This is a genomic window from Nitrospina gracilis 3/211, from assembly GCF_000341545.2.
In the GTDB taxonomy this organism is placed as follows: Bacteria; Nitrospinota; Nitrospinia; order Nitrospinales; family Nitrospinaceae; genus Nitrospina; species Nitrospina gracilis.
The window spans coordinates 2411391-2423665 of sequence record NZ_HG422173.1; the positions used below are offsets into that span (position 1 = coordinate 2411391).

General features: G+C 52.8%; 7 protein-coding genes and 1 pseudogene. 4 read left to right on the forward strand and 4 right to left on the reverse strand.

Translation table 11 applies throughout. The annotated features are described in order from the left end of the window. From TX82_RS11530 to TX82_RS11545, 4 genes are all read left to right on the forward strand, one after another. The coding region (locus TX82_RS11530; RefSeq protein WP_042251143.1) for a toprim domain-containing protein at positions 1-1110 on the forward strand (1110 nt) is incomplete at its 5' end. Positions 1111-1282: 172 nt separating this feature from the next. Then, positions 1283-2206, forward strand: coding sequence for a GAF domain-containing protein (locus tag TX82_RS11535; protein ID WP_005010697.1), 924 nt, complete (start codon positions 1283-1285; stop codon positions 2204-2206). Further along, on the forward strand, positions 2203-4182 hold the full coding sequence (locus TX82_RS11540) for a GspE/PulE family protein (protein ID WP_144079161.1): 1980 nt from the start codon (positions 2203-2205) through the stop codon (positions 4180-4182). Before TX82_RS11535 ends, TX82_RS11540 begins: the two co-directional genes overlap by 4 nt. Positions 4183-4338: 156 nt before the next feature. Continuing rightward, positions 4339-7197: a GspE/PulE family protein gene (locus TX82_RS11545; RefSeq protein ID WP_005010702.1), complete on the forward strand. Its 2859-nt coding sequence runs from the start codon at positions 4339-4341 to the stop codon at positions 7195-7197. 3 nt (positions 7198-7200) lie between these two features. Here TX82_RS11545 and trmFO read toward each other — a convergent pair whose 3' ends face one another. The 4 genes and pseudogenes from trmFO to TX82_RS16355 all read right to left on the reverse strand — a co-directional run. Continuing rightward, entirely contained in the window at positions 7201-8514 is a 1314-nt protein-coding gene (gene trmFO, locus TX82_RS11550; RefSeq protein WP_005010705.1) for a methylenetetrahydrofolate--tRNA-(uracil(54)-C(5))-methyltransferase (FADH(2)-oxidizing) TrmFO, read from the reverse strand. 21 nt (positions 8515-8535) lie between these two features. Continuing rightward, positions 8536-10788: a type I DNA topoisomerase gene (gene topA, locus TX82_RS11555; protein WP_005010707.1), complete on the reverse strand. Its 2253-nt coding sequence runs from the start codon at positions 10786-10788 to the stop codon at positions 8536-8538. A 14-nt stretch (positions 10789-10802) separates the two neighbouring features. Then, positions 10803-11867, reverse strand: coding sequence for a DNA-processing protein DprA (gene dprA, locus TX82_RS11560; RefSeq protein ID WP_042252532.1), 1065 nt, complete (start codon positions 11865-11867; stop codon positions 10803-10805). Between the two features lie 146 nt (positions 11868-12013). Further along, positions 12014-12275 (reverse strand): annotated as a pseudogene (locus tag TX82_RS16355) (hypothetical protein); the annotation flags it as partial.

The following is a 12275-nucleotide window of genomic DNA, read 5'->3' on the forward strand; positions in this document are numbered from 1 at the left end:
ATCCATTCCTACGCCAACGCCATCAAAACCATCGACGGCGGCACCCATGAAAACGGCTTCCGCAACGGCATCACCAAGGCGCTTCGCGCCTACATCGAGCGACGCAACCTGTTACCCAAAGGCGTTTCCGGAATCACCGGAGACGACGTGAAAGAAGGACTCGTTGCCATCATCAACATCTATTTGCAGGGCGATGTCGAGTTCCAGGGCCAGACCAAGGGGCGACTCAACTCGGACATCACGTCGCAGGTGGACTCCGTGGTGCGTCATTCGCTGGAAGATTTTTTAAACACACACCAGACGCAGGGGGACATGCTGTCCAACCGAATCATCCTGGCGGCGCAGGCGCGTATCGCCTCCCGGCAGGCCAAGGACTCGGTCAACCGAAAATCGAACATCTCGCACCGGCTCAATCTGCCGGGAAAGCTTTCGGACTGTTCGTCCACTCTCCGGGATGAGTCCGAACTGTTCATTTGTGAAGGCGATTCCGCCGGCGGCTCCAGCAAACAGGCACGCGATCGCAAAACGCAGGCTATCCTTCCCATTCGTGGCAAAATTCTTAATGTAGAAACCGCGACCAAGGACAAGATCCTCGCCAACCAGGAAATCCAGAACATCGTCTCCGCCCTCGGAACAGGAATCGAACCCAATTACCAGTATGAAAAACTGCGTTATGGAAAAATCATTCTCATGACCGACGCGGATGTGGACGGGGCCCATATCTGCACCCTGCTCCTCACTTTTTTCTACCGTTTCATGCCGCGCCTGATCCACGAAAATCATCTCTACATCGCCCAGCCCCCTTTGTATCGCATCGATGCCGGCAAAAAAACTTTTTACGCTATTGACGACAAAGAAAAGAACAAGATCGTCTCCAAGCTGAACGGTGCAAAATACGAAATCGGCCGCTTCAAAGGTCTGGGAGAAATGCCCTCCTCCGACCTCAAAACCACCACCATGGACAAATCCAACCGCACCCTGATCCGCGTCACTATCGCCGATGACAGGAATACCGACGTCACTTTCGACCGTTTGATGGGCAAAGACGCCCAGAACCGCTTCAAGTTCATTAAAGAGAAAGCCGTATTTTTCCAAGACCTCGACATCTAATAATATCCGCAACCCTTAAAAAAAGTCCTCAAAGCTACCGCAAATGCCCGCATTTCCCGACCAATTCGGCACTCCACCCAAAAATAATTTTAAAACCCCTCTAAACCTTGTAAAATTAATGATGTACTACTAGAATTACACTTAGCGTTAATTTATAAGGTTTCATACCACCTTGAACGATTCGCCTCCGCAAAGAAACCCGAAGGCTCCGGGAAATCCCGCGCAAAAACGGGCCGTCCGCCAGACTGCTCCACAGACGCAGGCCGCTGGCCGCGAGCGTCGTTCCGCAGACAAACTGCGCACCCTGGTCAACAAAATCCTGTCCTCCAACAGCATCACCCGAACCCTGTTTGAATTGATCGGTGAATTCAGGGAACTGTTTGATGCTGACAAGGTGACGGTATTTGCCATCGATCGCCCCAAACGCCAGTTGTTCTCCCGAAACTTCAAGGACAACCAGGTTGAAGAGATCCGGGTGGATATCTCGCCCAAAAGCCTGGCTGGTTTTGTCGCGGCATCGGGCCGCACGCTGAATATTCTCAACGCATACGACGGCAAAGAGTTAAATCGCATTCATCCTGAGTTGACCCTCGAAAAATCCTTTGACGAAAAACTGGGATACAAGACGAAGTCGGTACTGGTAGTAGCACTGCCCCACAACCGCAAGATGATGGGGGTCCTTCAGGTCATCAACAAACGGGGCAAACCCCACTTCACCGATCAAGACGTCCGGCTGGCAAAGGAACTGGCCAGCACCCTGGGTCATGCCATCGTCAAGATGCAGACCGAGATCATTGATGAAAAAATCCAGGCCACTTCGCATGCCATTCATTCCGCCGGGACACTGGATGAAATCCTGATGGAATTGAAAATGCCGATCCTGCAGTTATTCGATTGCAGGCTTGCAGTCATTTATGCTCTCGATCCGGCAAAAAAAGAGCTGTTTGCCAAACTGAAGACCGGTGGGGGAGAAAGCGAAGTCCGTTGTGCCCTGGGTCCTGCCACCCTGCCCGGTTGCGTGGCAATAGAAAAACGTATTCTCAATGTAAAAACGTGCATGACCAGGTGGAGTTGGTGGAATACCACCCTGAGATGATTTACGAGCGAACCATTGAAAATTCGCTGGGGGAAAAAGCCAAGAGCATGCTGGTCGCCCCCCTTGTGCACGAAGGCAAGGTGATGGGCGTGTTGCAGTTAGCCAACAAGCAGAATGAAATCGCGTTCACCCCGCAGGATGAGAGGAGCATCAAGACCATCGCGGATTCCCTGGCGCTGGCCATCAAGAACAAGCAGAAACAGAAGATGGCCAAGCCGACAAAGTTCAGCTACCTCATTAACAACGGCATCATCACCCAGGATGAATTGACCAAGGCGATCTCAAAAGCACGTACCAGCGGTGTCGATATCGAGACCATTCTTCTCGACGAATACAAAATCAACCGCAGTGATTTCGGCAAATCCCTGGAGGAATTTTACAACATTCCTTATTACGGCTATTCCCCGGATATCGTGTTGCCACAATCATTGTTCACCGGTCTCAACACCAACTTTCTCCTCAAGAATAACTGGCTTCCCATCGCCAAAGATGAAGAGCAGAACCGGGTTACCATCCTTACCGACAACCCGGCCAACCAGGACAAGATTCAAAGTATCAAACTGATTTTCACCAAACGGACCCTCGAATTCAAAGTAGGACTGCGTGCGGACATTCACGACTTTCTCAATGCCACTCCTGAAGACGACAGCCCCGGCGCCATGCCTGCGGATACCGGGGACGTGGACACCCTGCTGAGCGCTCTGCAAAGTGAAAAGGATGTTGAGGTCGATGCGGGTAGTGAGGAAGATGAAGTCAGCGCCATCAGCGAAACCGACAGCACCATCGTCAAGCTGGTGAACAAGGTATTGATCGACGCCTACGACAACGGTGTGTCGGATATCCACATCGAACCGGGCCTCGGAAAAAAGTCCATGCGCATCCGGTTTCGCAAGGACGGTTCCTGCCGTGTGTATCAGGAAATTCCGCCCATGTACCGACAGGCATTTCTCTCCCGCATCAAGATCATGTCGAAGCTGGATATTGCTGAGCGAAGGCTTCCACAGAGCGGCAAGATCAAAATGAAATACGGCAAGAAAGACATCGAGTACCGCGTTGAAACCTGTCCGACGGTGGGTGGAAACGAAGACGCGGTTCTGCGTATCCTTGCCGCCAGCAAGCCGATCCCGCTGGAGAATATGAACTTCTCCGACCGCAACCTCAAATTGATCCAGGCCATGGCGGCCAAGCCCTATGGGCTGATCCTCGTTGTGGGCCCGACCGGTTCCGGTAAAACCACCACCCTGCACTCCACCCTCGGTTTCATCAACACACCGGACAAAAAGATCTGGACCGCCGAGGACCCGGTGGAAATAACCCAGGACGGGCTCCGCCAGGTGCAGATGCTCAACAAGATCGGACTCGACTTCGCCCGCGCCATGCGGTCGTTTCTGCGCGGCGACCCGGACGTCATCATGGTGGGTGAGATGCGCGACGTGGAAACCTGCGCCGTCGGTCTGGAAGCGTCCCTCACGGGTCACCTGGTGTTCAGCACCCTGCACACCAACTCCGCCCCGGAAACCATCACGCGTCTTCTCGACATGGGTATGAACCCCCTGAATTTTGCCGACGCCCTCCTGCTTATTGTTGCCCAGCGGTTGGTACGCACCCTCTGCAAAAACTGCAAAAAGGAATATCACCCCACCAAGGAAGAGTACGACACCCTGGTGAAAGAATATGGCGACCCCGAACTTTTCGCCAAAAACATCAACATTCCCTACTCCGATGATCTCATGTTGCAGGGTCCGGAGGGTTGCGAAAAATGCAGCAATACCGGGTATGCGGGCCGTACCGGGTTGCACGAATGCCTTGAGGGAACGGACGATATCAAACGCATGATCATGAAAAGTTCGCTGGTAGAAGAACTTCGGCAGCAGGCCATTCAGGATGGAATGACCACCCTGAAGCAGGATGGCATCTGGAAGGTCTTTAAAGGCGATTGTGACCTAAAACAGGTGCTCGCCGTCTGCATTCAGTAGGGCACCGTTCTTCTCCCGGAAACCATTGAAGTTAATTGGGGAAGACTTTATACTGTTTTCTCCCAAATGCATCGCATGGAGTAATCAGTCCTGACCCGGGTGGTCGAAGACGTCGCATTGCGAAGTGGCTGTTCCTGTCCTTGTTGATTAACTTGTATGACGACCGACTCCGCTGCTCTGGAACAGAAAGCCCAGGAAATCAGCGCCCAAATCCAGTCATCGGAAGACCTGCACGCCTTGCTTCCGCAACTTCTGGAAGAATTGAAAGCGTTGTTTCCCAGCGAATCGGTGGTCCTTTACAAACTGGACCGGGCCAGCAAGCAACTGGTTTCCTGTCATGCGTTGGGTTACGAAGTTGAAGAGCGTCGGATCCGCTTAAATAGCGACACGCTGGTGGGGCACGCAACGCTCAACGGACGGCCGATTTTATTAAAAAGTGCGGGTGAGTTGGGTTCGATTCTGACCATGAACCCCAACCTCAAAATCGGCTCTACCGTTGATGACGTGTTGAATCTCGAAACCGGGTCATTGATGGTTTTGCCCCTGCCCTACAAGAAAAAAGTTGTGGGGATCGTGGAATTCGTCAACAAGATTGGAAACGGCGGGTTCTCGGAACAGGATTTTAAAATTTCCAAGGAACTTGCACCCTACTTGGGATTTTTAGTAACCAAACTGGATGGGAACAGTACCATGACTGCAAGAAATTCCCCGACCATGGATACGCCCGGTTCCAAACCGCTCTCCTCTGCCGAACTGCAGGAAAAGCTCGTCAAAATCATCAATGACATCCACTCCGCCAAAAACGTGGATGAAATCCTGATCTCCCTGAAAGATCGTATTCTCGAATTGTTCGATGCCACCCTCATCACGGTTTATGCCGTGGATCCGGTGCGCAACGAGGTTTATTCCAAAGTCAAATCCGGTGAGAAAATCAATGAAATCCGGGTTCCCATTGCTCCACAGAGCATCGCTGGCTGTGTGGCCATGGAACAGAGGATGGTGGTCATTAAAAACGTATACGATGACCGGGAATTGAAAAAGTTTCACCCTGAACTGACGTTTGACAGTTCCTGGGACAAAATTTCAGGTTTCCAGACCAAAAGCATGCTTGTGACTCCCCTCATCCATAAAGACAAAATGATGGGGGTTTTGCAGTTGATCAACAAAAAGAACAACCAGCCTTTTAACGTCATTGACGAAAAAAGCGCCAAGGTCGTTTCCGAAACTCTGGCCCTTGCTTTTTACAACCAGTCGAAATTCGTTCAACAAAAACCCACGAAGTTTTCTTATCTCCTGCAACAGGGCTTGCTGACTGACATCGAACTGAATAAAGCCATTAACCGCGCTCGCAAGGAACAGATTGATATCGAAAACATCCTTCTGGATGAACTCGGTATCTCGAGAAAGGAACTTGGAAAATCACTGGAAAACTTTTACAAGATTCCGTACATGGGGTACGAAGACGGAATGGTTCTGCCCGCCACCATTTTCGAAGGATTGAATCTTAACTTTCTGTCTAAAAATTACTGGGTACCCGTTGAACGCGAAGACGACAAGGTGGTCATCGTAATCGACAACCCCAACAACCTCGATAAAATCCAGAACATCAAGCTCATTTTCGTCAAAAAGAAGATTGAGTTCCGCGTCGGGTTGAAGGCCGACATCCGTGACTTTCTGAATGCCGCCGTGGCGGAGGAGTCGGCCGGGGCTCCTCTGGAAGAAATGTCCACCCTGCTCAACGCGCTGGAAAGTGAAAAAGACACCGAACTGGCCTCAGAAGAGGACGAGGATGGAAACGCGATCAGCGAAAGCGACAACACCATTGTCAAGCTGGTGAACAAGATATTGACCGACGCCTATGACAACGGCGTGTCCGACATACATATTGAGCCGGGCATGGGCAAGGACCACATGGTGGTGCGTTTTCGTAAAGACGGAGCCTGCCGCGTGTACCAGGAAATTCCACCCATGTACAAATTCGCCATGATGTCCCGCCTCAAAATCATGGCACGTCTGGATATCGCGGAAAAACGCCTGCCCCAGGACGGCAAAATCAAACTCAAATACGGGGGAAGGGAAGTGGAATACCGGCTTGCCACTTGCCCCACCGTGGGCGGAAACGAGGACGCGGTTCTGCGTATCCTTGCCGCCAGCAAGCCGATCCCGCTCGATAAAATGAATTTTTCAGACCGCAACCTGAAATTGATCCAGGCGATGGCGGGGAAACCCTATGGCCTGATCCTCGTTGTGGGGCCGACCGGTTCCGGTAAAACCACCACCCTGCACTCCACCCTCGGTTACATCAACACCCCGGAAAAAAAGATCTGGACCGCCGAGGACCCGGTGGAAATCACGCAGAAAGGGTTACGCCAAGTCCAGATGCTCAACAAGATCGGGCTCGATTTTGCCCGCGCCATGCGTTCCTTTCTGCGCGGTGACCCGGATGTCATCATGGTGGGTGAGATGCGCGACGCGGAAACCTGTGCTATCGGTCTGGAGGCGTCCCTCACGGGTCACCTGGTGTTCAGCACCCTGCACACCAACTCCGCGCCGGAAACCATCACGCGCCTTCTCGACATGGGCATGAACCCCCTTAACTTTGCCGACGCACTCCTGCTCATCGTTGCCCAGCGCCTCGTGCGTACGCTTTGCAAAAACTGCAAGGAGGAATACCATCCCACCAAAGAGGAATACGATACCCTGGTGAATGAGTATGGGGATCCGGAACTTTTCTCCAAAAATATCAACATCCCATATTCTGACGATCTTAAACTGTATGGGCCTAAGGGCTGTGAGAAGTGCAGCGACACCGGTTATGCGGGCAGGACCGGTCTCCACGAGGTCCTGGAGGGCACGGGGGATATCAAACGCATGGTTATGAAGCAGGCTCTGGTCGAAGAATTGCGTGATCAGGCCATCAAGGACGGTATGACCACCCTGAAGCAGGATGGCATCCGGAAAATCTTCAAGGGGGATTGCGACCTCAAACAGGTGCTGGCGGTCTGTATCGTATAAAGTTCAGGAAAGGGTTTTCAGCCACTCCCTCTGCATAGCGAGGGCGCGCTCAATGATTTTGGCGTTGCGAACCTTCTTGTCCCGGATTTTGAATTCTTCCCCCGAAAACAACCCGAAGTTCACATTCATGGGCTGGTAATTCCCTTTAGGGGGGCCTTCCGTCACATAATGCAACAGCGCACCGATGGCCGTTTCTTTCGGCGGCCTTGTGAAGGGGGCGTTACGTACCCGGCTTAAAGCGCAGAGCCCGGCAACCAGGCCCATTGCGCAGGACTCCACATACCCCTCCACACCCGTGATCTGTCCTGCAAACCAGACATTCGGGTTTTTCCTCAGGCTCAAATCGGCGGACAGCAATTCCGGCGAATTGATAAACGTATTGCGGTGAATGGCGCCGTACCGAAAAAACTCCGCGTTCTCCAATCCGGGGATCATGCGGAAAATGCGGCGCTGCTCAGGGTAGGTCAGTTTGGTTTGAAACCCGACCAGATTGTAGGCGGTACCCTCCTTGTTTTCCCGCCGCAACTGCACCACCGCATGGAACCTCTCCCCAGTCTCCGGATGGTTCAAGCCGACCGGCTTAAGCGGGCCGAAAGCAAGGGTTTTGGGACCCCGCAATGCCAGTTCCTCCACCGGCATGCACCCTTCGAAGTAAACCGGCTTTTCAAATTCCTTAAGAGGTACTTTCTCCGCCTTGCACAATCCGTCCACCAGCTGATCGTACTGCTCCTTGTTCATGGGACAGTTCAGGTAATCCGCATCGCCTTTGCCGTAACGCGACGCGAAAAATGCTTTGGTCATATCGATGGAATTGGTGTCCACAATCGGGGAAAGCGCATCGTAAAAATACAGATAGCCCTGGCCCAGCAGGGATGAGATGCGGTCCGACAACGCGGGCGAAGTGAGGGGCCCTGTGGCGATGATGACGGGTCCGTCAAATGGAATGTCCTTCACCTCGTTGCGCTTCAGGGTGATGTTGGGATGCCGCTCCAGGGACTGGGTTATTTCCGCCGAAAACAGATTGCGGTCAACGGCCAGAGCCGCGCCGGCGGGCACCGCATGCCGGTCGCCTGAACGGATCACAAGCGAGTTGAGGTTGCGCAGTTCCTGTTTGAGTAAAAAGGGAGCGGAGGTGTCCTGGTTGGACCCAAGGGAGTTGCTGCACACCAGTTCGGCACAGTGGTCGGTTTTGTGAACCGGGGTCTTGAGCTCCGGACGCATTTCGTAAAGAACCACCCGGCCGCCCCGCTCGGCGATCTGCCAGGCCGCTTCCGATCCGGCAAGCCCGGCCCCGATGATGGTCACATGCGATGTCATGATTCCCGGTTCTTTTAAACGTTATGCTGCTTCGTCGGACGATTTCTTGAAGCCACAACCGGGACATACAATGCTTTCGCCTTCATTCTTTTTCCACTTGGTGACCATGTAGGCGTTGTTGCATTTCGGGCAGGCTTCATCCACCGGCTTGTCCCAGGAAGTGAATTTGCAATTAGGGTATTCACTGCATCCATAGAACGTACGGCCTTTTTTCGTACGGCGCGGCGAGATGTCGCCTTTGCAGTCGGGCTCAGGGCACTTGATGCCCAGGCTGATGGGTTTGGTGAACTTGCATTCCGGATACTCCGAGCAGGCGAGGAACTTGCCGAAACGGCCCATCTTCATAACCAGTTGGGCGCCGCATTTATCGCAAGTGTCATCCACCTTTTCAGAAACCTTTTTGCCGCCTTCGCCGTTGTTGCCGCCGATTTCTTTCGTGTTCTTGCATTCCGGGTAGCCGGAGCAGGCCATGAACTTGCCGAAGCGCCCCCACTTGATGATCATGGGGCTGTTGCATTTCTCGCAAACCTCATCGGTTTCCTCTACCTGGCTCTTGATATCCTTCATCTTGGCTTCCGCCTCCACCAGGTCTTTCTCGAAGGGACCGTAAAACGATTTCAACGTGTCCACCCACTCGATCTTGCCTTCCTCGATCTGATCAAGCTGGTCCTCCATCTGCGCCGTGAACTCCTCCGTCATGATGTCCGGAAAATTGTCCACCAGGAGTTCCGAGACCAGATGACCCAACTCCGTTGGTGCCACGCGCTTGTCTTCGTTCCGGATGTAATCGCGGTCTTTGATGGTGCTGATGATGGCGGCATAAGTACTGGGCCGGCCGATGCCTTTCTCCTCCAGTGCTTTCACCAGCATCGCCTCGGTGAACCGCGGCGGTGGCTGGGTGAAATGCTGTTCCGGAAGGACCTTTTTCATTTCGAGAATCTCGCCCTTTTTGATGTCGGGGAGAATTTTTTCAGTAGACTTCATGCCCGCACCTTCGTCATCCGTGTCCTCTACGTACACCTTCATGAACCCGTCGAACTTGATCACCGAACCGTTGGCGCGAAACAGGTATTTGTCAGTTACCACGTCAAACTGGGTTGTATCCAGGACCGCAGGAACCATCTGGCAGGAAAGCGTGCGTGCCCAGATCAGCTCGTACAAGTTGTACATATCCTTCTCGAGGTATTCCTTGATAGACTTTGGCTCAAGCATGATGTTGGTGGGCCGGATCGCCTCGTGAGCCTCCTGCGCCGTTTTCTTGCTCTTGTACACATTCGGCGCCTTGGGCACGTATTCCTTGCCGTACTTGTCCTCGATGAGACGGCGAATGTCCCCGATTGCCTCTTCCGACAACCGCGTCGAGTCGGTACGCATGTAGGAAATCAAACCCACGGTGCCCTCCTTACCCAGCGCAATTCCTTCGTACAGGCGTTGGGCAAGCATCATGGTTTTCTTCGGAGAGAAATTGAGTTTGCGGGACGCCTCCTGCTGGAGGGTGCTTGTGATGAAGGGGGCGGAAGGATTGCGCTTCCTCTCTTTTTTGACAATGTCCTCGAGGACGAACTCCCCTTTCTCCACCGCCTTGACAATGGCCTGGGCCTGTTCCTCGTTGCCGATCTCCGCCTTTTTCCCCTCGACCTTGAACAGCTTGGCCTGAAATTCGGGCTCCTTGCTGCCTTCGAGATCGATGGTGATGGTCCAGTATTCTTCGCTCTTGAAGTTCTTGATTTCCTCTTCCCGGTCGCAAATCATCCGAAGCGCCACCGACTGCACACGCCCCGCACTGAGTCCACGCTGGACTTTTTTCCACAGGATGGGACTGATCTTGTAACCCACAAGACGATCCAGAATACGCCGGGCCTGCTGTGCGTTCACTTTATTAGCATTCAATTCGGTGGGATGCTTGATCGCCTCGGTGACGGCTTTTTTGGTGATCTCGTTGAACATCACGCGGTAAATCTTGCCCTTCGTGATTTTCGAAACCTCGTTGCAGATGTGGTGGGCGATCGCCTCTCCCTCGCGGTCGGGGTCGGGGGCGAGATAGATGTTGTCCGCTTTTTTGGCGGCTGTCTTCAACGCATTGAGGATTTTTCCCTTACCACGAATGGTGATGTATTCGGGACTGAAATCATTTTCGACATCCACGCCCAGCTTCTTTTTCGGCAGGTCTTTGATGTGACCCACCGAGGCCTTGACGACGAAATCTTTCCCAATGATCTTTTTGAGCGTTTCGACTTTCGTGGGTGACTCCACGATGAGCAAGGATTTACCCATAATACCTCAATGCTTCAGGGAAACCGGGCCAGGTGCCACAGGCCATCCGTTTGCGTAACCCGGTCTTTCAATTCCAACTGTACAAGTGTAGCCAAAACATCCGCCGCTGGCAAATGACTGCGTTCAATCAGATCATCAACGTGATGCTGTTCGTGGCCTATTAATGAAAGTAATAGCTTTTCGAAATCTGTCAATTCAATTTTTTCATCATCATTTTTTTTCGCAACCAGATTTTGTTGCACTTCCGGGGAAAATTCTTCCAGAATGGCGTCCACGCCGTCCACCAGTTTCGCCCCTTTTTTTATCAAATTGTGCGCGCCCTGGCTTTTTGGTGAAAAAATATTGCCGGGCAATGCAAACACTTCCCTTCCCTGTTCCAAGGCAAAATGCGCAGTGATCAACGCACCGCTCTTTTCCCCTGCTTCGATCACCAAAGTTCCGTGCGCAAGTCCACTGATCACGCGATTGCGAGCAGGGAAGTTGTTGCGATCCGGTTTCGTTGACATGGGAAATTCGGAGATAATCGCGCCCGACTCGATGATTTTTTCTTTGAGCGCGCGGTTTTCCGGCGGATACGTGTGTGTCAGACCGCATCCCATCACCGCAAGGGTCACTGCGTTTTCCTTGAGCGCCGTTATGTGTACAAGGGTATCGACCCCGCGAGCCATGCCGCTGATCAGGCACGCGCCGCGTTGAGCAAGCTCACTGCACAGGCGTTCGGTGGCTATTTTTCCGTAACTCGACGCCGCGCGGGTACCCACCACGGCAAAGGGAAAACTCACGTCATCAAAAACCCGTCCCTTGAAATACAATACCGGAGGCGGATCGTAAATGGCTTTCAATAGCGGCGGATAACGCGGGTCCTCCAAAGTGAGCACACGCACTCCGGTATCCCTCATCAACCGGTATTCCCGGTCCAGATTGCGCTCCAAGTCGAATTTTTGGATTTGTGCCGCGGTTTTTGCACCAATCCCCTCCACCTGCATCAATTGCTGCCGCGAGGCATTAAATACATTCCTGGGGGATCCCAATGCCTGGACCAGCCGGTGAAACAGCGTTTTGCCGACGCCCAGAACCATGTTCAGCGCCACCCAATAGTGCTCTGCCTCAGACACATCGTCATCTGAAAAAAGAGTTTTCACCGAACTCTGAGCGCCTCGCAATGGTAGAAAACCGCCATCAGCATTTCCTGTTCGTGCTCCCTCACTACTTCAAAAAATGGACTTTACCGGTTGGTACTAAAAACCTCCCTCTCAAATTTCGCCACCGACTCGTTGAAGTTGTACAATGCATCATAAAACCCGACCAGAACCCGGGTGTAAATAATAAGGGTCTCGAACAGGTCCTTTTCGTCACCGATCCCGAAATCATAGTTGGCGACTTCGGTCACCAGAAGTGCACGGGTCATCCTGCGGTTTTTTCGGGCAAGATCGAATGCAGAGCGAGCCTGGTTCACCCGCACCATGGACTTCTCCAACGAAATCCTT

Coding starts and splice junctions, on each gene's coding strand:
- trmFO (WP_005010705.1), bottom strand. CDS start 8,514: ATGACATCGCATGTGACCATCATCGGGGCCGGGCTTGCCGGATCGGAA.
- TX82_RS11545 (WP_005010702.1), top strand. CDS start 4,339: ATGACGACCGACTCCGCTGCTCTGGAACAGAAAGCCCAGGAAATCAGC.
- TX82_RS11540 (WP_144079161.1), top strand. CDS start 2,203: ATGATTTACGAGCGAACCATTGAAAATTCGCTGGGGGAAAAAGCCAAG.
- topA (WP_005010707.1), bottom strand. CDS start 10,788: ATGGGTAAATCCTTGCTCATCGTGGAGTCACCCACGAAAGTCGAAACG.
- dprA (WP_042252532.1), bottom strand. CDS start 11,867: ATGGTTCTGGGCGTCGGCAAAACGCTGTTTCACCGGCTGGTCCAGGCA.